This window comes from Anaerotruncus rubiinfantis (genome assembly GCF_900078395.1).
GTDB lineage: Bacteria > Bacillota > Clostridia > Oscillospirales > Ruminococcaceae > Anaerotruncus > Anaerotruncus rubiinfantis.
Genome location: NZ_FKLA01000009.1, coordinates 2,216,874 through 2,238,816 on the forward strand (window position 1 = coordinate 2,216,874; position 21,943 = coordinate 2,238,816).

Annotated in this window: 20 protein-coding genes; 14 read left to right on the forward strand and 6 right to left on the reverse strand. The window is 53.9% G+C overall.

Features of this window, described 5'->3' with window-relative positions; genetic code table 11:
* The first annotated feature begins 5 nt into the window (after positions 1–5).
* The 6 genes from BN4275_RS16135 to BN4275_RS16160 all read left to right on the forward strand — a co-directional run bounded on the left by BN4275_RS16135 (position 6) and on the right by BN4275_RS16160 (position 6,384).
* Entirely contained in the window at positions 6–815 is an 810-nt protein-coding gene (locus BN4275_RS16135) for a transketolase (protein WP_066460048.1), read from the forward strand.
* A 1-nt stretch (position 816) separates the two neighbouring features.
* Entirely contained in the window at positions 817–1,770 is a 954-nt protein-coding gene (locus BN4275_RS16140; RefSeq protein WP_066460049.1) for a transketolase family protein, read from the forward strand.
* A gap of 173 nt (positions 1,771–1,943) precedes the next feature.
* A complete protein-coding gene (locus tag BN4275_RS16145; protein ID WP_066460050.1) occupies positions 1,944–3,011 on the forward strand; it encodes a DctP family TRAP transporter solute-binding subunit in 1,068 nt (355 codons plus the stop codon).
* Between the two features lie 68 nt (positions 3,012–3,079).
* Positions 3,080–3,571: a TRAP transporter small permease gene (locus tag BN4275_RS16150; RefSeq protein ID WP_066460051.1), complete on the forward strand. Its 492-nt coding sequence runs from the start codon at positions 3,080–3,082 to the stop codon at positions 3,569–3,571.
* A gap of 2 nt (positions 3,572–3,573) precedes the next feature.
* Complete coding sequence (locus tag BN4275_RS16155) at positions 3,574–4,845, forward strand: TRAP transporter large permease (protein WP_066460052.1); 1,272 nt, start codon at positions 3,574–3,576, stop codon at positions 4,843–4,845.
* 102 nt (positions 4,846–4,947) lie between these two features.
* Complete coding sequence (locus BN4275_RS16160; protein WP_079988326.1) at positions 4,948–6,384, forward strand: aldehyde dehydrogenase family protein; 1,437 nt, start codon at positions 4,948–4,950, stop codon at positions 6,382–6,384.
* 34 nt (positions 6,385–6,418) lie between these two features.
* Here the strand turns inward: BN4275_RS16160 and lpdD are convergent, their stop codons facing one another.
* The gene (lpdD, locus tag BN4275_RS16165; protein WP_066460053.1) at positions 6,419–6,805 is read right to left on the reverse strand and encodes a prenylated flavin chaperone LpdD; all 387 of its coding nucleotides are present in this window, start codon (positions 6,803–6,805) and stop codon (positions 6,419–6,421) included.
* Between the two features lie 126 nt (positions 6,806–6,931).
* Entirely contained in the window at positions 6,932–8,047 is a 1,116-nt protein-coding gene (locus BN4275_RS16170; RefSeq protein ID WP_066460054.1) for a hypothetical protein, read from the reverse strand.
* 286 nt (positions 8,048–8,333) lie between these two features.
* On the opposite strand from BN4275_RS16170, the gene BN4275_RS16175 reads away from it, so the two are divergent.
* On the forward strand, positions 8,334–9,245 hold the full coding sequence (locus tag BN4275_RS16175; protein WP_066460055.1) for a hypothetical protein: 912 nt from the start codon (positions 8,334–8,336) through the stop codon (positions 9,243–9,245).
* Positions 9,246–9,248: 3 nt separating this feature from the next.
* Here BN4275_RS16175 and dhaS read toward each other — a convergent pair whose 3' ends face one another.
* Entirely contained in the window at positions 9,249–9,827 is a 579-nt protein-coding gene (gene dhaS / locus BN4275_RS16180; protein ID WP_066460056.1) for a dihydroxyacetone kinase transcriptional activator DhaS, read from the reverse strand.
* A 115-nt stretch (positions 9,828–9,942) separates the two neighbouring features.
* Between dhaS and BN4275_RS16185 the strand changes: the two genes are divergently transcribed.
* Together BN4275_RS16185 and BN4275_RS16190 are read left to right on the forward strand one after the other, a co-directional pair.
* Positions 9,943–12,048: an efflux RND transporter permease subunit gene (locus BN4275_RS16185; protein ID WP_066460057.1), complete on the forward strand. Its 2,106-nt coding sequence runs from the start codon at positions 9,943–9,945 to the stop codon at positions 12,046–12,048.
* A gap of 24 nt (positions 12,049–12,072) precedes the next feature.
* Positions 12,073–15,210 (forward strand): ICP22 family protein, encoded by a 3,138-nt coding sequence (locus BN4275_RS16190; RefSeq protein WP_066460058.1) that lies wholly within the window; start codon positions 12,073–12,075, stop codon positions 15,208–15,210.
* A 91-nt stretch (positions 15,211–15,301) separates the two neighbouring features.
* Here BN4275_RS16190 and BN4275_RS16195 read toward each other — a convergent pair whose 3' ends face one another.
* A complete protein-coding gene (locus BN4275_RS16195) occupies positions 15,302–16,402 on the reverse strand; it encodes a DUF362 domain-containing protein (RefSeq protein WP_066460059.1) in 1,101 nt (366 codons plus the stop codon).
* Between the two features lie 125 nt (positions 16,403–16,527).
* Between BN4275_RS16195 and BN4275_RS17400 the strand changes: the two genes are divergently transcribed.
* The 5 genes from BN4275_RS17400 to BN4275_RS16215 all read left to right on the forward strand — a co-directional run bounded on the left by BN4275_RS17400 (position 16,528) and on the right by BN4275_RS16215 (position 20,007).
* Positions 16,528–16,710 carry a hypothetical protein gene (locus BN4275_RS17400; protein ID WP_147349437.1) on the forward strand — a complete coding sequence of 61 codons (183 nt, stop codon included), beginning with the start codon at positions 16,528–16,530 and terminating at the stop codon, positions 16,708–16,710.
* A 290-nt stretch (positions 16,711–17,000) separates the two neighbouring features.
* Complete coding sequence (locus BN4275_RS16200; protein WP_066460060.1) at positions 17,001–17,567, forward strand: tryptophan transporter; 567 nt, start codon at positions 17,001–17,003, stop codon at positions 17,565–17,567.
* A gap of 40 nt (positions 17,568–17,607) precedes the next feature.
* Positions 17,608–18,459, forward strand: coding sequence for an energy-coupling factor ABC transporter ATP-binding protein (locus BN4275_RS16205; RefSeq protein WP_066460061.1), 852 nt, complete (start codon positions 17,608–17,610; stop codon positions 18,457–18,459).
* On the forward strand, positions 18,446–19,246 hold the full coding sequence (locus BN4275_RS16210; protein ID WP_066460062.1) for an energy-coupling factor ABC transporter ATP-binding protein: 801 nt from the start codon (positions 18,446–18,448) through the stop codon (positions 19,244–19,246). Before BN4275_RS16205 ends, BN4275_RS16210 begins: the two co-directional genes overlap by 14 nt.
* Complete coding sequence (locus tag BN4275_RS16215; RefSeq protein WP_066460063.1) at positions 19,246–20,007, forward strand: energy-coupling factor transporter transmembrane component T family protein; 762 nt, start codon at positions 19,246–19,248, stop codon at positions 20,005–20,007. Before BN4275_RS16210 ends, BN4275_RS16215 begins: the two co-directional genes overlap by 1 nt.
* 43 nt (positions 20,008–20,050) lie before the next feature.
* Here the strand turns inward: BN4275_RS16215 and mtnA are convergent, their stop codons facing one another.
* Positions 20,051–21,115, reverse strand: coding sequence for an S-methyl-5-thioribose-1-phosphate isomerase (mtnA, locus tag BN4275_RS16220; protein ID WP_066460064.1), 1,065 nt, complete (start codon positions 21,113–21,115; stop codon positions 20,051–20,053).
* Complete coding sequence (locus tag BN4275_RS16225; protein WP_066460065.1) at positions 21,108–21,938, reverse strand: purine-nucleoside phosphorylase; 831 nt, start codon at positions 21,936–21,938, stop codon at positions 21,108–21,110. The genes mtnA and BN4275_RS16225 overlap by 8 nt, the downstream gene beginning before the upstream one ends.
* Positions 21,939–21,943: the final 5 nt, after the last annotated feature.

Below are 21,943 nucleotides of genomic sequence, written 5' to 3' on the forward strand. Positions count from 1 at the left end.
AGACCATGAATCTGCAGCAAAAAGCAAACGAATTGCGAAAACTTACCTTTGAAACAATTACAAACGCAGGAGGAGGGCATTACGGTGGTTCTCTTTCTGTAATTGAAATTTTAACGGTTCTCCACTATGACGTGATGTACCGGGCGGATGAGCCGGAAGCCCCGGACCGTGATCGTTTTATCCTCTGCAAAGGACATGCCGGCCCCGCTTTATATGTTGTGCTGGCGGACAAAGGAATTATTGATAAAAAAAGATTGGCGGAGCTGGATCAGAACGGCGGCAGTTTGCCCAAACATATTGACCGCATGAAGGTGCGCGGAATCGAGTTTTCCGCCGGTCCGCTCGGACAGGGCCTTTCGGTAGCCTGCGGTATGGCTATCACGTTAAAGGAAAAGTACCCGGATACCTATGTTTATGCAGTGCTGGGCGACGGCGAGTGCGACGAGGGACAGGTGTGGGAAGCCGCGATGCTTGCGGCGCAATATCATCTGGATAACCTCATTGCGGTGGTGGACTATAATAAATGCCAGATCGACGGCCGGGTGTCGGACGTGATCGGTCTGGAACCATTTGCCGATAAATGGCGCGCCTTTGGCTGGCATGTCCTGGAATGCGACGGGCACGACACGGCTGACCTGAAAAAAACCTTTGCAAAAGCAAAGCTGCATGAGAAGCAGCCAGTTGTGGTCATTGCCCACACCAAGAAAGGCAAAGGCGTTTCTTTCATGGAAGATAACTATGTTTGGCACAGTGGAAAAATAACCCCGGAACAGTTTGCTGTCGGAAAACGCGACTTGGAGAGGAGCGTCGGTTGATATGGTAATGAGAGATACGAATCAGATCTATGGCGAAACGTTGGTGGAACTGGGAAAAAACAACAAGAACCTGGTCGTGATCGAAGCGGATTTGATGAAAGCTTCGGGCAGCGTGGTATTTAAAGAGGCATATCCAGAGCGCCATTATGATGTAGGAATTGCCGAGCAAAACCTGATCGGCTTTGCGGCAGGAATGTCTGCCACCGGTAAAATCCCTTTTGCTTCCACCTTTGCCTGTTTTGCCGCGCAGAGAGGCTGTGATCAGGTCATTAATTCGGTGGCGTATAACAATTTCAACGTAAAGATCGTAGGAACCTCCGCCGGGTTAACCAGCGAAAAAAACGGCGGTACCCATATCTCGATTTCCGACCTGGCAATTTTCCAGGCTATTCCCCGTTTCCAAGTGTTCGATCCCGGGGATGCGGAGGAATTTGCACAGATCATCCGCTATGCGGCGGAACATGTGGGGCCAGTTTATATTCGTTCCAATAAGGGACAGTATCCTGTCTTTCACAAGGAGGGGTTCCGTTTCGAACCCGGAAAGGCGGAACTTCTGCAGCCGGGAGAAAAGGTCGGCCTGATTACAACGGGAATCACTACAGAGGCGGGCATCCAGGCGTGTGAGGCGTTGCGGTCGGAGGGCATACAGGTTTATCATCTGCATATGTCCTCGATCAAGCCGATCGACCGCCAGGCGGTCCTGGAATGCGCAAAGCATGTGAAAACCATTGTGACGGCGGAAAACCATTCGGTGATCGGTGGCCTGGGAGCGGCAGTCGCAGAGGTTGTGACGACGGAGGGAACCCCAGTTTCAATGGCGCGGTTGGGTCTGCAGGACTGTTTTGGAGAGACCGCCACGCTGGATTATCTGATGCATAAACACGGCATTGATGCAGATGGAATTGCACAGGCAATCAGAAAAAATTATAAAGATGAAGGAGGCGTTAATATTTAATAACCAAAGTATCCGGATCTGTTCTTTTTTCACCTGATGGGCATCAGGCCCCCCGGTTTTCCCTGATTTTCAGTGGGGGCGAAACGGCAATAGCTTAGTCACCACACTCTGGATCTCACTGCACAAAATTTTAGTGCGGTATTGCCTTAAATGAAACCAAAGGAGAAGTGAAAATGAAAAATTTAGTTGCACTCTCGATCTCTGTCGCTATCCTGTTATCTTTGGCCGCCTGTGGCGGAAATACCGCTTCCCCCAGCGCTCCTGCAAGCTCTGGGACTGTGTCTAGTGCGAAAAGCGCAGAAGCTGCGGGCAGCGAAAACGATGAAGTCTATGTTTTTAATTTTGGCACCAACCAGCCGGCAACCCACATCGTTGCAGAGGCATACCAAGGACTCGTGGATGAATTAAACGAACAAGGCGGAGGCCGAATTAAAGCAACTGCATATTTCTCTGAACAGCTTGGCAATGAAAAAGAGATGGTGGATATGGTCGCAAACGGAATTAACGATATGGTTGTCGCTCCCGGCCATAGCGCTTTATCTACTTACTATCCTTCCCTGCAAATTTTTGACGCGCCGTATGTCTTTGACACACCGAAACAGATGTTGAATTTTGCAAATGGCGATGGGTTGGACCCCATGTGGGACGATATGGCGTCAACGACAAAGATTCGCGTTCTGGGGACCTATTATTTCGGCAGCAGGCATCTCACCTGCAATGACATTGACGTAAAGACTCCCGCAGACTTAAAGGGGATGAAACTGCGCGTGATTGACGCCCCGATTTCCCTGGCAACCGGACGCGCACTGGGCGCCGATCCCACCCCTCTGGCATACAGCGAACTGTATCTCGCCCTGTCCCAGAAAATTGTTGACGCGCAGGAGAACCCGCTTGCAAATATTCTGTCCGCGAAATTCTACGAAGTCCAAAATGAACTGGTCCTGACCGGACATGTGCTGGCTCCAGTTGCGTTTGTTATCAACGAAGAAAAGTGGCAGTCGCTTCCCGACGACATCAAAGCGATTGTGCAGACGGCCGTGGATCATGCGGTTGCAAAAGGCAGCCAATTAATTGAAGAAGCTGAGAAATCCCAGATTTCAGAGCTGGAAGGATATGGAATGAAAGTCCTTCACCCGGATGTTGAAGCATTCAAAGCAAATGCAAAGAGTGTTATTGATGAATTCTCGTCAAATTGGAATGAAGGCTTGTACGAGAGTGCGATTGCAACTCCAAAAGAATAAACTTGATAAGGGTGTCTGCAGATTTCCTTCAGGCACCCTTTATCTGAAATGGTTTTAAGGAGATCGGAATGAATCAGATAAAAAAATTCTATCACGGCCTTTTTCGCGTTGAGGAGTGGCTTGGGCGGGCTCTCCTGTTCGCAATGATTTTTGTAGTTGTTATACAGGTTTTTTTCCGGTATATCATGCACAGGCCTTTGATCTGGACGGAAGAAGCGTCTCGATTTCTCTTTGTTTGGTTGATTATGTTGGAAATGGGACATTGCGTCGCGACCAAAGGGCATGTCAAGGTGGAGTTGTTTATTGATCTGATGAGTGAAAAATGGAAAAGAAGGTTTACCACTGTTATGAGGGGGTTATCCCTGCTGTTTTTCCTTTATTTGATCCCATATTCATTGCAAATGGCAATTGCGCAGCATAAAATTCGCTCCACCGCACTGAATATGCCCTACTCCTATATTTACGGTATGGTCACTGTTGGTTCTGTTTTAGTTGTCCTGCACATCATCGAACTGTTCTTGTTTGACACATTCCGGAAAAAGGAGGATTCGACGCTGTGAATATGGGATTCTTTTTCCTGATTTTTATGGTTGTTTTGCTTTTTGGAGGTTCCGTTGCCTTCTCTATGGTTTTCTGTTCCGCCATCTATATGATCGTAAATGAGCTGCCTTTCATGTTGATGGCACAGCGCATGGTTGCGGGCGCAAACTCTTTCGTCTTGTTAGCGATCCCATTTTTTATTCTGGCGAGCAATATCATGAACAGCGGCGGTGTAACCGATCGTATTTTTGGATTTGCCAACCACGCAGTCGGCTGGGTACCGGGTGGACTGGGGCATGCCAATATCCTGGCAAGCGTCATCTTCGCGGGGATGTCCGGTTCTGCGGTTGCGGACGCCGCCGGTCTTGGCAAAATTGAAATTAAGGCAATGACCGATGCGGGCTATGATAAAAAGTTTGCAACGGCGATTACAGGAAGTTCCGCCATCATCGGACCAATCATTCCGCCAAGCATCCCCTGCGTTTTATATGGCGTGGCATCCAGCCAGTCTATTGGAAAACTGTTTGTCGCAGGGGCGATTCCAGGAGTTGTGATGTCGGTTTGTCTGGGTATTATGGTCTTAATCGAATGTTTTATCCATAAATATCCGCGCGAAAAATGGATGGGCTTCCGCGCACTATTTTCTTCTTTGGGACGGTCGTTTCTCTCCTTGTTGACACCGGTTATTATTCTGGCGGGCATGATTGCCGGCGTTGTAACGCCAACAGAAGCGGCTGTGCTCGCAATTCTCTACTCCCTGTTTCTGGCATTTGTTTACCGTCAAATGACCATCTCTGATTTTAAGAATACCTTGACGGAAAGCGTTAATTCCGCGGTTCCTATTATGGCTATTTTATGCGCAGCCCAGGCTTTTGGATGGATTATGGCAAATGAACAGATTCCGCAGTTAATTCTAACTTGGTTCACAGAGTTTATCCATTCCCGCACTGTTGCGCTAATTGTTGTAAACATTTTCCTGCTTCTTGTAGGATGTTTTATGGAATCCGGGGCGGCAACTTTAATCCTTGTACCGGTTCTGTTGCCTATTATGACATCGTTCGGCATCGATCCCGTTCATTTCGGTATTATTTTTGTACTGAATCTGATGATCGGATTGATTACGCCGCCTGTCGGCCTGGTTCTTTATGTCCTGCAAGGCATCACGAATTTAAAATTCAAAGAGATTACATCTGCAATTATGCCCTATTTTATTGCGCTTCTCGTCTCATTGCTGATTGTTACCTTTGTCCCGGGCACTTGTACCTATCTGCCGGGTTTGATATTTGGAACATAACACAAAAACGCGCGTCTCATAAATTATTGATTTTTACAGTTCCCTATATAGGCAATCGGCCTGAATGTATTTTTAAACAGGAACACAGAAAGAAGGATTTTCATGGAGCATCAAAAATTAACCGAAGAACAGATGAACGCACAAATTGCCGAAATGGTGGCAAAGGGAAAAGCGGCAATGGATGCGATCGAAAAGTTGACGCAGGAGGATGTGCGCCGGATCGCAAAAGCGGTAGCGCGTCTTTCATACGATAGAGCTGACGTCTGGTCGAACGCATTGTTCGCAGAAAACGGTGGAAGCGGACGTTTGGAAAGCAAAATTGCGCAGCTTGTTTCCCGTCCCCTGGGTCTGGCAGCCCAGGTTGACGGTGTGAAAACAGTGGGGGTCATCGAAGAAGACCCCGATGGATATCTGGTCAAAATTGCAAAACCCTTGGGAGTCATCGCTTCGCTGGTCCCCATGACAGTGCCCACAGGCCTGGTCGCCTGCCAAACAATTTTTGGTTTAATGGCCAAAAACGCAATGATCTTTTCCCCGCATCCCAGGACGAAAAAAGTCACCAACTTTGTGGTAAATGATCTTCGAGAACTGCTGGACCGCATGGGATATCCGAAAGATTTGCTGCAGTGTGTCGAAAATCCTTCCCTGCGCATGACAGATATCCTGATGAAAAAGGCTGATTTTGTCATTGCGACCGGTGGGGCCGCGATGGTAAAAGCGGCGTACTCTTCTGGCACTCCCGCCTTTGGCGTGGGCGCTGGAAACTCGATTTCTTACGTGGATGACTCTGCCGATTTGGAAAATACGGCGCGTGGTATTCGCGATGCGGAGATGAACGACTGGGGATCTGGCTGCTCTACCGAAAACTCGGTGGTGATTCATGCGGCTGTTTATGACAAAATGATTGACGCGTTGAAAAAGGAGGGCGGTTATCTCTGCAATGCGGAAGAAAAGGAAAAACTCATCAACGTCCTTTGGAAAAACGGCAAGCTGAATGTAGACTGTATTATTCATACGCCACAGCATATTGCGAAGGCAGCGGGATTTCAAGTTCCCGATACCTGTACCTTCCTCATGGCAGAGGAAACGCATTGGGGTGAAGCGTATCCCATGACAGAAGAAAAGCTTTCTCCTGTGATTGCCATATGGAAAGTAAAAGATCTGGATTCTGGAATTGAACTCGTCAACAATATTCATTCAATCTCCGGAGCAGGACACTCCTGTTCGATCCACAGCGCCGATGAAGAACATATCCTCCGCTTTGCGAGCAAGACGCACACTTCCCGCGTTGCCGTCAATGCCTGTACAGGTTTAAACAATGCGGGCGCCTATAATAATAAAATGCCCTGGACCTTCTCCCTTGGCTGCGGCAGCTGGGGCGGCAATGCCTATTCCGAGAATAATACCTTTAAGCATTATTATAATACCACCTGGGTCTATCGTTTGATGCCGCAAAACATCGCGCCGGACCGCTCCGAAGTGTTTGCAGGATTAGATGATAAGCTGTTCTCGGATTATTCCGCATTTTCGCTGGAGTGACTTAGGTGGATCGGGTTTTACGGAAATTGTGAAATTAATGGTGTAATTCGGCCATTCCTTGCAGGATCTGCTCCGCAAGCGCCTTTGCCAATTCGCAGACGCAGGCAATCTGTTCCCGCGTTATCCCATCGATATGCACGCCGCAAACAACCGCTGCGGGCCGGCCGCGCGCCGACGCCAGCCGGTCCGCTACCAGGTTCGCGACCGCATCGTCCTTATGACCAGTCAGATTAAGGGTGGAAATCGTGGCGCTTTTTCCGCCACCCCCGCAAAGGCTTTCACGGGGGACCCCCACCGCCGCGCAGCCAATATGCGGCCGGTCGCCGCCCCAAACCGCAACACACAGATCTTCTCCCATTGGGATCACACGCGCAGAAAGCACAATGCCCTGCTTTTCTACCTGAAAAAATTGTTCACACATCCGTGTTTCACCGCCAATCTCCCGCTATTTCAATATCAAACTGTTCCCTATCCCCGCTTCCCATAGTATAACATAAAACCGCCCTTCCAGGAACCTGGAAGGGCGGTTTTGCAGCTATGATTTGAATTATCCGATATCGGGATTCTTATCGTCGATGATCACGTCGATCTCTCCGTCCTCGTCGTCGTATTTGCTGCTGGACGGTTTGAAGGTAAACTTATAGGTTCTGTTTCTTTCAATCTTGTCGCTCGAACCGTAGCTCCATTTAATACTACCCTTGACCTCGTCACCATTGTCATCCTCGGCATAGACATTATCCTTCAGCCAATCTTTGAGTTCCTTCATTTTGGTTCCTGAAGCAACCTTGACCGAATGTCCGCCGTCATAAACCAGGTCGATCTCACCGAAAGCGCCATCGACATAAATCTTCACGCTGCCTTTGACCGGATCGTAATCCCTGTCATCCGGGATAAAGGTGAAGCTGAAGGTGCCGTCCTTGGTGACCTCGCGGCTGCCGGAGGAGACCCATTCGCAGGTCCCGCTGATCTCGTCGTCGGTCTTGCTGTCATACGCATAAACATTGTCGTTGAGATCTTCAAGCAGATCGCGCAGCTTGTCGCCATCATCCGCTTCGATCGGGTCCGCCTTCACCTTGATGGCGCCCGTGCTGGGCTTCGTGGTGACGGCCGGTTTCGCCGTTCCGGACTGCGCGCCTTTTTCCGTTGTCAGCTTGGCGGTTTTTACAAGCGATTTGCTGGTGACCTTTGCGCTGCTGGCCAAGGTGATCTTGGCGGCGTCGGTCACGGTCAGCGTACCAACTTTTCCCTGGATACGCACCGTATTCGGGGAGGCAACCTTAAAGGTGCCAATCTCCGAATTGGAGGCGGTAGTGATGGTGATCTTGTCATTGAGGGCCTTGTTGACGGTCAGTGCGTCCATCTTTCCTCCAATGACCAGGGAGGTCTGCTTGCCAAGGCTGACCGCACGGTACTTGTTGTTAGCGTCATAATAGCAAACGAGGAAATCTTTGTCCTTGTCGGTGGTCAGTGTCAATTTGGTGTCGCGCGCGGTGAAGGTGCCTACCGTCTGGCCGTTCTGGGTAAAGAGCAGGTTTTTATTCTGCACGGTCAGCCCATATACCGGGCTGGCAGCGGTTGTTGCAGCGCTGGCAACCACGCACAGTCCCAGCACCAGTACCAGGGACAGGCACAGCGAAAGCGCTCTCTTGCCGAAAGTTTTCATTGTTATCACCCTTCTTTTTCAAAATTCCAAGCATTATCTCAGCTTCTCTGTATAACCATCATACACCAGTTGTGCACATAAATCAAACAGATAAGGCAGTATTTTGCAGAATAATTGTAAAGATTTTGTGAAACTTTTGCAGGGTATATTCTGCCGAAAAACAGGCCCAATTTTTGGGCAATTTTTATTTTTGCCCAAAATTTGTACAGATCAAAAAACTGTCCATACCAAATTGGAACCCCGGCCGCTATACTGGGCTACAGAAGGAAGTTTAGGAGGGGTTCATATGGAATTCCGTCACCAGATGATGCGGCTGGCGGTCGGTTCCGCGATTGACCGGGCAATTCCGAACATGAAAAAGGACACCTACCGCGGGATCCGAAACCTTGTGGACTTGGGAGCCGCCCTTGCGGCCAGCACCCGGCAGAAGGAGTTCTGCGAGATGGTGCGCAAAAATGTACGCAACCCCAAAAGTCCCTATAATGCGATGCTGCTGCGGGTGATCCGCGAAGTGGACGAAAAGATTGTCCGCCTGCTTGGCGTGAACCTCGGCTACACCTGCTTCACCTACGGCTCCGCGCAACTCACCCAGTCCTCCCGCAAATATCATGCGGCCCTGCCGTGGCTCATCAGTTTCGAAGGGCCATGCGGCAGCGCTTCGCTCGCGCCGGTGCTGCAAAACTGCCGGAATCTTGGGATCTATATCTACCGTTTCTGCCCGGACAGTGCGCAGGCGATCAGCGGCCTGTGTGCGCTCGCGGCGCAGTTTCCCGAATCCACTTTTCTGCTGGAAGCTGACGGCGCGCTTATCACCGAAGCCGTGGCGGAACAGTTCTCCCAGGCACCGAACGTCATCGCCGTCCTGCTTTCCGGCGGCGGTCTGCTCGCGGCATCCGACCGGCTGCACGACAAAAAACTGCTGTTCGGCTACGCGGAGAACGAACTTCCCGCTTTTATGCGGGAAGCCGCACGCGCCGAAGCGATCGCGCACGGCAGCTTGTTTGCCGCCTACACCGGAGATACTCCACCCCCTGTGCCGGAGCGTTTTTTCCAAAAAGAAAAAAGCCCGCTGTTGCTCATCGACTGGCAGCGGGACATAAAAGCGCTCGGTATGCTGATGAACGGCGGATGCGGATATTTACAGCTCACGCCGCGCCAGGGGCTTTCCACCGAGGGGATGGTGCGGCTCTGCCAGTGAAGTTCAGATCAGCGGGCCGCTTTCCCCGCGGCGCTCCTGCAGCTCGCGCACCATACTGCCGTCGATGATCTCCTTGACCCGGTTTACATAGGGAATCGGGTCCTCCTGCATGCCGCGGTGGGCCCACTCTTCGATGATGCCGACAAACGCATAGGTATAAAACCGTGCGACAAAGCGCACGTCCTGCTCATCCACCTGCTGCCCCTCGGTCAATTCGTGGATGCAGGTGATCAGGAGATTGTCATAAAAATCGATCAGATATTCCGAAAAGGAATTCTGGCCCATCACGCTCAGCGCGTTGATGTAAAATTTCCGGTTGCGCTGCATATACAGGCAGAGGTTGCAAAGCCCCTCCTCCCAATGGGCGCGGTCAGAAAACGAGCTCATCTGTTCAAAGGTTTCCGTATAATAAATCCAGTTGACCAGATCATATTTATCCTTGAAGTGATAATAAAAGGTGTTGCGGTTGACCCCGCAGTGGGCGGTAATATCCCCCACCGAAATCTTTGAAAGCGGCGTGCTCTGCATCAGGTCTTTGATCGATTCGGCCAGCACCCGCTTGGTCAGCGGGATATCCGTCATCCAAGCATCCCTCCTTTTCCGTTTAAAATCCTACTCCAATCATAGCGTATCCGGCGCTGATTTTCAATGACATTTTTATGAAAGCCGAAACAAACACATCGAGGGGGAATACCTGTTGCTGAAAAAACTCGCGCGGATGCTGACGCGCAGCCCGGCCACCATTGTGACGCTGGCTGTGCTGATGCTGATCCCCAGTCTTTACGGGATCATCAATACCCGCGTCAATTATGATATCCTGTCCTATCTGCCCGATTATCTCGACTCCTCGAAAGGACAGGTCATCCTGGAGGACACCTTCCACAACGCTGCCACCGCGATGCTCGTCATCGAAGGGATGCCCGAAAAGGACGTGGAAAAACTGCGGGACGACATCGCTGAAATTCCAAACGTCAAAGACGCCTTGTGGATCAGCCAGCTGCTTGACATCAGCATCCCGAAAGAAATTCTGCCGGATGACATCAAAAATATCTTCTACTCAAAAAACGTGGAGGATTCCACCATGATCATGGTGCAGTTTGAACACCCCGGCGCCTCTACCGAAACGCTCGCCGCCATTGACGAGGTGCGCGCACTTTGCGATGAACGATGCTTTCTCGCGGGCGTTTCGATCTTCCTCAAGGATACAAAGGATCTCGTTGAACAGGAGATGCCGCTCTACACTGTGCTTGCGGTCATCTTTTCCATCATCGCAATGAGCTTCACGATGGAATCGGTAGTGCTGCCGTTTGTCTTTATCCTCGGCATCGGCTTTGCGGTCGCCTACAACTTTGGGACCAATATGTTCCTGGGGCAGGTATCCTACATCACCAAGGCCATCGCCGCCATTTTGCAGCTCGGTGTCTCAATGGACTATTCGATCTTCCTGGTCGACCGGTATGATGAGGAAAAGCCCAAATTTGCCGACAAGCGCGATGCGATGGCCAGCGCGATTGAAAGCGCCTTCGTTTCGCTCTCCGGTTCTTCAATGACCACCATCGCCGGCTTCCTCGCGCTGTGCGCGATGCGGCTGGGGCTCGGTCCGGATCTCGGCATCGTCATGGCCAAGGGCATCGTCATCGGTATCCTTGTGGTGCTGGTCGTGCTGCCGTCGCTGGTGCTTCAGTTTGACGGGCTGATCCACCGCTGGAAGCACCGCTCCCTCATCCCGAATTTTACCCGTCTCAACGATTGGATCATCGACCACAAAAAGACCTTCACCACCATTTTTCTCGTGCTCTTCATCCCGGCCTTCATCATGCAGAGCAAAACCGAAATCTATTTCAACATCGACCGTTCGCTCCCGGCGGATCTGCCGTCCACCGTGGCCACCGACAAGATGCGCGACGAGTTTGACATGGCAACCACCCATTTCATCATCGTGGATGACAATCTTCCCGCCTATCAGCTCTCAAACATGGAGAAGGAGATCGAAAAAGTGGACGGCGTCGAGACGCTGCTCGGCTACAACAAATTCGTTGGCCCGGGCATTCCGGACAGCTTCATCCCGGATGACATCAAGGATATCTGCAAAAAGGACGGCAAGCAGATGCTGATGGTCAACTCGAAGTACAAGGCCGCGCGCGACGAAGAAAACGCCCAGATCGATACGATCACAGAAATTGTCAAGCGTTACGACCCCAACGGCCTCATCACCGGCGAAGGCGCGATGACCAAGGATCTGAGCGAACTGACCACAGTCGACATTCAGGTGACCAACCTCTTATCGATCGCCGCGATCCTGCTGATCGTCGGTATCTGTTTTAAGTCGCTCACCATCCCGGTCGTGCTGGTCGCCGCCATCGAACTGGCGATCTTCATCAACCAGGGCATCCCGGCGCTCACCGGGACGGTTATCCCGTTCATCTCCCCGATCGTCATCGGCTGCATCCAACTGGGCGCAACGGTCGACTACGCCATCCTGATGACCACGCGCTTTCGCGAGGAACTGCAAAATGGACATGAACGGGTCGAAGCGATCAAGATTGCGTCGAACGCCTCGGACAAATCGATCATCACCTCGGCGCTCGTATTCTTCTGCGCGAACGTGGGCGTTTCGATGATCTCAAAAATCGAGATTATCAAAAGCATCTGCACCATGCTGGCGCGCGGCGCGATCATCAGCGCGCTGGTGGCAATCTTTATCCTGCCCTCGGTCCTGCTTGCCTGCGAAAAGCTCTTCAGCAAGACCTCGCGCAACTGGAAAAAGCCAGCCCCCAAGGAATCTGCAAATCAGAAAGGTTAACATACATTCACTGGAGGAATATCTATGAAACTCGATAAACGCATCCTGCGCGCCAGCGGCGGCACGCTCGCGGTCGTCCTCGCGGCCTCGATTGCCGTCACCGCCTCCGATTTGGGAGCTGTCTCTCCGGCGGTTCCGGCAGCGCCCGAAACCGTCCCGGCAGCTGAATTTGCCGGCAGCGCGCCAAATGCCGGCGAGGATTTTTCCGCATCCGCCGCTCCGGCCTATAAGGGCAAAAAAACCGAAACGGTTTTTGTCAATCTCAAAGCGGATGGTACGCCGTACGATACGATCGTCTCCGACTGGCTGCACAGCGACGAGACGGGCGCACAGCTTACCGACCGCACCAACCTCAAAAATGTCCGAAACATCAAAGGCGACGAAACGCCTACACAGGACGGCGAAAACCTTGTCTGGAAGCTGGGCGGCAACGACCTTTATTACCAGGGGACCACCGACAAAAAGCTGCCGCTCAAGGTTGACATCGCCTACAAGCTCGACGGGAAAAAAATGTCCCCGGAAAAGATCGCCGGGAAATCCGGCAAGCTCGAAATGACCATCCGGTTTGAAAACACCACCAGCCACAAGGTCACTGTCGCGGGTAAGTCTTCCACCATGTCCACACCGCTCATGGTGATCGCGGGTATGAGCCTCTCGAACGATCATTTCGACAACATCGAGCTGAGCGACGGCAATCTCGTGAGCGACGGCAACAGCCAGGCGGTCGCGTTCGTCTCGATGCCTGGCCTTGCCAAAAGCCTCAACATCGGCGGCTACAGCCTTTCCGAAATCAATGACCTCGATTTTCCCGAGGAATTCACCCTTACCGCCGACGTGACCGAATTTGAGATGGGGCCCATCGGCATCGCGGCAACCACCGAGCTGCCCGACCTGGACGACCTCAAAAAAAGCCAGGAACTTGACGATATGGAGCAGGACCTATACGACTTGCAGGATATGCAAAACGACCTCGAACGGGTCGATCCGGTACGGGACCTGCGCTCGCTCATCACCAATCCGGAGCGCACAGTCGGCGCGCAGGTCCTCGTGGACGATATTTTCGCGTTCTATGACCTCAACAAGGATATCCTCGATATCCTTCCGAAATATGTCACCGAAGAAAACATCAAAATTTACGACCGCATCAATCACGACCTGCGGGAAAACAGTCTCGACACCCTGCTCGACGACGAGACGGTCGATGAGATCATAGACCTGGCCGACGACCTCTCCACCGCCCGCCTACAGGAACTTCTTGACGATTACGACACCCTCAAAAAGCTCGACCGGCGCAAGGTCGACCGGCTGATTACCGAAGGCGTGGCGCTCTTAAACGCCATGGACGGCGAGGGTGCGCAAAAAGGCGCGGCTTCCCTGCAAAAGCTTTTAAACTGCAGCGATCCGCTCATGGCTCTGCTGCCGGATATCGAAAAACTCAATGACGAAGCATTCCAGAAACTGATCGTTTCGGTGCTCAAAGGCCAGCTGCCCGGCACCGGGAAGATCACCAATCAGGAGCTGCTTTACGCGCTTTCCACCATTCTTCCGGACAGCGATAAAGTGCTGCTTGGGATGGATATGGCCTACGGCTACATAGCGCCCACCACACTGGAACTGCTTGAAGAGGAGGAGCGTCCGGTAAAAAATCCCGTTTCTCCCGGCGGCGGGAAGCATTCAGAGGAACAGCCGGACAAAACGCCTTCCGACGAGTCTGACAAGGAAAGCGAATCCACAGAACCTGTCGATTCTGAAAACGGTTCTTCGGAAAACGGCGGCGAATCCGACGGTTCCGCCGATCCGGAAGTTTCGGGAGCCGAGGAAGGCGGCTCGGACGCTCAGGAAAACAGCTCTGGCGATCCAGGTTCGGATGTAACCTCCGGTGATTCCGCCAGTGATTCAGCCGACAGCAGCGAGCCCGCCGTCATCACTGTATCTACCCAAAACGGCGTTGTCCGCTCGCGCGTACTGGCCGGGTACATCGAAAATACTGAATTCAGCGCCACCGAAGATGAAGGCCCTTCCGAAAGCGACCCCACCACGGAAGACATTTCCGATCCGGCAGGCGGTTCTGAGAAACCCATCCCCGGCGAATCCGACGGTGCCAGCCAGGCCGAGGAGCCCGTTTTGGACGACGAAAAAAACAGCACCCCAGACGAATCCGCAGCAGAAAAAAATGATGACCGCGAACCGGAGGCCGGTACGAAAAAATCTCTGCGCAGCGCGCGTGCGCTGGGCGCCGGACAGACCCCGCGCGAACGGATTATTGAAGTGTTGGAAGGGTTGTCCCCCGAGGAATTCGACGCGCTGTGCAAGGTACTCGAACAGTCGAGCGATCCACAGATGCAGCTTTTGATGGGCCTGCGCACCGACCTCGGCGCGCTCAAAAAAGCCATGCAGACGGAAGGGCTCACCGAAGACGAGCTCCAAGCGGCAATGGCCTTTTCGCGGGAGATGCTCCCGCAGGTCAACGCCCTGCGGGAACTGACCAAAGATGCCTTTGCGCCGCTGCTGAAAAACGTTCCGGAAGCCGAACAGGAGGAGTACATCGTCGACCTCATCAACACCCTGCGCCGCCACATCGCAGAAAATGAGGACAATATGATCACCCTCACCCTGCTGCTTGAGAAGCTCGACGACGAGGACCTGCTCGATCTCGTGGAGGACTATGACGATCTGCGCGAAGATTTGCGCGACGCGCGTCCGATCCTCAAAGCCCTGCGGCGCGATCTCAATCAAAAGGATATGAACAAATCTCTGCACGCCTCTCCGGAAACGACCGAAACATTGCTCAAAATGAAAAATGACCTGGAAGAATACCGCAATGTCAGCGAATCGCTGCGGTGGGCGATGCAGGATCAGAACGTCGAAATTTCCCGCAAAATCATTGCAAATCTGGATAATCTCCAGGCCAAGGACGCGGTCGGCAACGCGATTGGCAAGATGGACGACGTCGACGAGCTGTTTGAACGCAAGGAGCTCTTTGTGCAGCTTTCCGAACAATACCGGATTTTCACCGACGCGCCGGACGATCTGGAAACCGAAGTCAAATTCGTCATGAAAACCGATGAGATCAAAGCTCCCGAACCGGTTGTGGAAACGGTCGCGGCTGAGCCGGAAAAGAAAGGCTTTATAACCTGGTGCAAGAGCCTCATCGGTAAATAAACAGCCGTCCTCTTTTCTCCAGATATTTCTCCAAAACCCGGAATGGGCCTCCGCTGCAGCGCGGAGGCCCATTCCGGGTTTTTCGTCTCAATCATATTTCGATCAGTTCATAATCCGCGCTGCCCACTCCCAGCTTTACCGCATGGTCGATGCACATCTTCCAATTGGTAACGGGATGGTTATTACAGAAATGGTCGCCGTGACCCTTCGGCTGTTCGTCGAGGCGGCTGCCCGGCATGACCGGCTGCCGGTTCACCGCGTCGGCGCAGGCCATGTCCAGTGCAACCGGGTCATACGATGCAAACATTCCGACATCCGGGACAATCGGCAGGTCGTTTTCAGAATGGCAGTCACAGTAGGGAGAAACATCCACCACCAGGCTGATATGGAACTGCGGGCGGCCCTTGACAACGGCAAGCGTGTATTCCGCGATTTTGCAGTCGAGGATATCGTTGGCTTCATCCTCTGCGGCGTGGACGGCATCCATTGGGCAGACGCCGATGCAGCGGCCGCAGCCCACGCATCTGTTATGATCGATCAGGGCTTTACGGCTTTCCATTGTGATCGCTTCGTGCGCGCAGTTGCGCTGGCAGGCGCCGCAGCCGACGCAGCGATCCTGCTCCACAAAGGGCTTTCCGGCGCTGTGCATTTCCATTTTGCCCGCGCGGGAACCACAGCCCATCCCAATATTTTTGAGCGTTCCGCCAATTCCGGTGGATTCATGCCCTTTGAAATGGGTCAGCGAGATGAAGATATCCGCATCCATCACTGCACGCCCGATTTTGGCTTCCCTGATATATTCGCCGTCAATCGGCACGAGCACTTCATCCGTCCCCTTGAGCCCATCCGCAATCAGAACATGGCAGCCGGTGGAAAACGGGCTGAAGCCATTCTCATAGGCAGCGTCGAGATGATCGAGCGCGTTTTTGCGCCGCCCGACATAAAGCGTATTGCAGTCGGTCAGGAAAACCCGGCCGCCCTGTTCCTTCACATAATCCGCGACGACTTTCGCATAATTCGCACGCAGATAGGCCAGGTTTCCCGGCTCCCCAAAATGGATTTTAATCGCGGTATATTTGTTTTTAAAGTCGATCTGGCCTGCGCCCGCCGTCACAATCAGGCGGCGCAGCTTTTGCAGCAGATTCTCGTCCTCGGTGGTGCGCAGGTTGGTAAAAAATACTTTTGATGCCATTTTTTTGTCCTCCTAAACAGCAGTTATTATCATTATACAGATGTTTTTCCCCGCACACAATAGCGAATCGCAGAGAAATTTTTCTGTATATTATCACAGGAAAGTCTTGACAAGGAAAAGTCCCTGTGCTATTATGTGCAAAACAAATAAGCGAAACCTTTGATGTGGAGATCAAACCAATGATGCGCGCCCACAGAGAGCAGGCGGATGGTGAGAGTCCTGCGGAAATGCGGCTTGGCAAATGGACCACTGAGGGCAAGGTGAAAGGCGTTTTTGCGCCGAGTATCTGCGACGAAGGCCGGCGTTAATGGCAGAAAATGTGTTGGCATTTTTGTGAAAGTGGGTTCACCGCGTCAGCGGTGGGTCAATTAAGGTGGTACCGCAGATTAGAGTCTGTCCTTATTTTTAAGGACGGACTTTTTTATTTGTCCGGGAAACATCGCTTTCCAGCCAACCGGGAATTTCACCGCCGCATTTGCGGCGGGCAAATGCAAAACCTGTGTTTTGCATCGAAATCCCCTCCCCCGCAAAATGCCGGTGGCGCGGCCGGCGAACGAAAACAAAAAAATTTTGAAACGCGCGGAAAGGATGTATCACCATGGAGAAAGCAACAACTATCGCAGCAAAAAGGACCGTAGCCGCCCAGGAAAAACAGGGGCTCGGCGTATCCGATGTCCTGCTCATCGGTATCCTGCTCGCGGCGGGCGCCGTTCTAAAATTCTTTGTCGGGTCGGTCATCAACTTCGGCATGAAACCGAACTTCATCATCGCAATGTATTGCCTCGTCATCCTGCTCATCCGGCCCCGCGTCCGGGAAGCCGCCATAATCGGCCTGCTTTCGGGCGCAATCTGCCAGTTCTTCCCCGGCCAGCCATACATCAACTTCGCGAGCGAACTGGTCGGCGCGGTTGCGATGTGCCTGCTCATCCGAATTCCAATGCGGGCAGGCAAAGTTTCCTTCGCGCCGGTCGTCTGCACCTTCCTCTCCACCCTGGTCAGCGGTTTTTGCTTCATCGGCATCATGTATCTCGCCTATTATACCGGCGCGGACATCACCCCCACCCCGCTGGCAGCATTCCTCGCCATCATCTTCGGCACCGCGCTCATCAATGCGGTTATTGTCCAGGTGCTGTATCTGCCGCTCAAACTGGCGCTCAAAAAGTAAATGACAGCGCTTCAAAAATCCACGAAAGGGACGAACGGACATGATTACAATAGAAAACCTGAGCTTCCAATATCAAGACGGCAAAGGCTATGCGCTGCGGGATGTGAACCTCACCGTTAAAGAAGGCGACTTCATTGGGATCATCGGCGTAAGCGGCGCAGGCAAATCCACCCTCACCTACGCGATCAACGGGATCATCCCCCACCACTACGCCGGCGACTTCTACGGCAGCGTGCAAGTCGGCGGGATGGACACCGTGGAGGTGCGGCCGGAGAACCTCTCGAAGCTGGCCGGCAGCGTCTTTCAGGATATTGACGGGCAGATGGTCGCGTCAATTGTGGAAGATGAACTTCTCTTCGGACTTGAAAATTTCGGTTTTCCGCGCGAAGAAATCGAAGAGCGCCTTTCCGGCGCACTCGAAACGGTAGGCATCGCTGACCTGCGCCACCGCGCCATCCGATCGCTTTCCGGCGGCCAGAAACAAAAGGTCGCGATCGCTTCGATCGTGGCGCTGCGGCCGAAGATCCTCCTGCTCGACGAGCCGACCGGCGAGCTCGACCCGCAGAGCAGCGTACAGATTTTTGAGATGCTGCGCAGCCTCAACCGTGACTACGGCATGACGGTCATTGTCGTCGAGCAGAAGATTATGCTGCTCTGCGAATACGCCGACCGCCTGCTCGTCATGGACGGCGGCAGGATCGCCTTTGACGGTCAGGTGCGAGCGGTTCTGCAAAATGCCGCCGCGCTCGAAGCGCTTGGCATCAACATCCCGCGCGTCGCAACCCTGGCAAACCGGCTGCGGGAGCGTGGGCTCTGCGACGGCGCGCTGCCGGTCAACCTGGACGAAGCGGAAAAGATGGTACGGGAGGTGGTTTCGCATGCTGCGGTTTGAGGACGTGAGCTTCCAGTACGCGGAAGCGGTCACCGTCAGCCACCTCGATTTCCACATCCGCAAAGGCGATTTCACCGCTCTCATCGGCGCGAACGGCGCAGGCAAGTCCACTATCAGCAAGCTCTGCAACGGGCTTTTAAAACCCACCTCTGGGCGGGTGTTGGTCAGGGGGAGGGACTCCAGAACCGCCAAGACCAGCCAGCTTTCCCGTTTTGTTGGCTTCCTGTTCCAGAACCCGGACCGGCAGATCTGCCAGAACACCATCCGGGAAGAGATCCTCTTTGGGCTCGAATACGCGGTGGACGACCCCGCCGAACGGCAGGAGCGCTGCGAACGGACGCTTTCTCTGTTTGGTTTTGACGGCAGCCGCGACCCGTTCGGCATGAGCCGCGGCGAACGCCAACGCATAGCACTCGCTTCACTGCTGGCCTGCGGGCCGGAAATTCTTATCCTTGACGAGCCCACCACCGGGCTTGACTACCAGGAGTGCATGCAGATCATGGAGATCATTCGGCAGCTCAATGAACAGGGCGCCACCATCCTTATGGTAACTCACGACATGGAGATTGTTCAGGACTTTGCAAAGCGGGTGCTTGTGGTGAGCGGCGGCCGGATGCTGGCCGACGGGCCTATGGAAACGGTCATGACCGACCGCGCGCTGCTCGCAAAGGCCCATCTGCTCCCGCCGCAGATCATGGCGCTGGCGCTGCGGCTTGGGCCGGGTTACGAAGGCGCTTACACAGTTGACGCGATGACGGACCGCATTGTGGAAAGGAGCGGGCGCTGATGGGCGGATTTCTCGACTATGTGCCGGGCGGCAGTCTTCTGCACAGGCTCAATCCCCTGACCAAGCTCTTTCTTTCGCTGCTGCTCTGTATGGCATGTTTTCTTTCCAATCGCCATCTCTTTGTCGTGGGGATTATCCTCCTGAACCTCTGCATGGCGGCCTGTGCCGGTATCTTCAGCCGCGCTTTGCGGATGCTGCGCGCGCTTATAAAGCTCTCCGCCTTCTTCTTTCTTTTGCAGATTTTCTTTGTGCGTGACGGCAATATCCTTCTGAGTCTGCCGTTCGGGCTTTTTATCACCGACAAGGGGTTTTCCTTTTCACTATTGTTTGTCCTGCGGCTCATCGCCGCCACCATGCCGCTCGCCCTGATGCTTTCGATCACCCGGATGAGCGACCTTGCAAACGTACTGGTGGAAAAGGCCGGCGTGCCGTACAAATATGCCTTTGCGCTCACCACCGCGATCCGGTTCATCCCGATTTTTTCGAGCGAGATGTCCGGAATCATGGAGGCGCAGACCGCGCGCGGCGTAGAATTCGACACAAAAAATTTCTTCAAAAAAATTCGTCTGCTGCTGCCGCTCTGCGTACCGTTGCTCATCTCCTCGGTCAAGCGGATCGACGGCGGCGCGATCTCCGCCGAGCTGCGCGGTTTCAATCTGCGCAGACGCGGGCAGGGCTATAAGGTCTACCGGTTCGCCGCCCGCGACTACGCGGTGTTTCTTCTGTCTTTCGCGATTGCCGCGGCGGCTATCCTTCTATGAACGCGAAAAAAGGCCATCCGATAAAAACGGATGGCCTTTTTTCTTATCTTGTGCACAGTTTTTGCAGTGCCGGTTCAAATGGCGCACGCAGCACGCCGCGTTCTGTGACAATCGCCGTGATCAGTTCGTGCGGCGTCACATCGAAAGCGGGATTCCAGACGTCCACATCCCGGGGCGCCATGCGTTCCCGGTACCAGAGATCGGTAATTTCCTCCGGGCGGCGCTGCTCGATCTCGATCGTGCCGCCGTCCGGGCAGTTTAAATCGACCGTTGAAGCCGGCAGACAGACATAAAACGGGATTCCAAAGTGCTTTGCCAGGATCGCCACGCCGAGCGTGCCGATCTTGTTGGCCGCGTCGCCGTTGGCCGCCATCCGGTCACAGCCGACCAGCACCGCGTCGATCCGGCCGCTTTGCATCATCGAAGCGGCCATATTGTCACAGATGAGGGTGGTTTCGATCCCCGCGCTGGTGAGCTCGTAGGCTGTGAGCCGCGCGCCCTGTAAAAGCGGGCGGGTTTCGTCGGCATAGACGTGAAAGCGCATCCCACGCTGGGCGCCGAGATGGATTGGCGCGAGCGCCGTGCCATATTTTGCGGTCGCAAGCTGTCCCGCGTTGCAGTGGGTGAGAATCCCGTCCCCGTCACACAGAAGGGAAAGCCCGTTTTCTCCGATTCCACGGCAAACTGCGGCGTCCTCCTCCTTGATCTGTTTCGCTTCCAGAAGGAGCTGTTCCTTCACCTGCGCGACGGGCAGCGCTTTGCAGGCAAGCGCTGCCCTCTCCATCCGGTCAAGCGCCCAGAAAAGGTTCACCGCCGTCGGCCGCGCCGACGCAAGATATTCCTTCTGCTTTTGAAAGGCGGCGAAGAACGCCGTAAAATCGTCCGCCTCAATCCGAGCGGCGACCACCGCGATTCCGATTGCCGCCGCCACGCCGATCGCTGGCGCGCCGCGCACCCGCAGCCGGTTGATTGCTTCCCAGATGCCGCCCGCGTCGTGCAGATGCAAGAGCACTGTTTCCCCCGGCAGACGGGTCTGATCGAGGATCACAAGCTCCTGCTTGCCTTCATCAAACGCTACGGCCTCATAGGCCATGATATTTTTACACATCCGCCGCGCCTCCCAGCCTGGCGATCACCGCGCTCACCAGTTTCTGGAGGTCTTTTGCTTTGCGCTCGCCCGCGTCGATCACTTCCTGTTCGTCCAGCGGCTGATCGAGCACGCCCGCCGCCATGTTCGAGATGAGTGAAATCGCCAGCACCCGCATCCCGCAGTGAGCGGCCGTGATCACCTCCGGCACGGTCGACATACCAACCGCGTCCGCGCCCAGCGCGCGGAACGCCCGGATTTCCGCGGGCGTTTCGTAGCTCGGACCTTTGCAGGCGATGTAAACGCCCTGTTTTAGGTCGATTCCAGTCTTCTTTGCCGCCTGCAGCGCAAGCTCCTGCAGACGTTTCGTATAGGTGTAGCTCATATCGTTGAAGCGCGGGCCGAAACCTGCTTCATTCGGCCCGACAAGCGGATTTTCACCCAGAAAATTGATGTGGTCGGTGATGAGCATCAGATCCCCGGCTGTAAAATCGAGGTTGATGCCGCCCGCGGCGTTTGTGACAATCAGCGTCTCCACGCCCAAAAGCCGCATCGCCCGCACCGGGAACACCACATCACGCATCGGATAGCCTTCGTAGCAGTGCAGCCGCCCCTGCATGCAGATAACCGGAACGCCCGCAATCCTTCCCGCAATAAACCTGCCTTTGTGGCCCGGCGCGGTCGAAACCGCCATATGCGGGACCTCATGATAAGGCACCGCGATCGGGTCTTCGATCCGGTCGGCAAGTCCGCCAAGCCCGGAGCCAAGGATGATGCCGACTTCCGGCTGGAATGGGATTTTGCTTTTCAGATAATCAGCCGCCTGGCTGTAACGTTCGTCCATTTTTA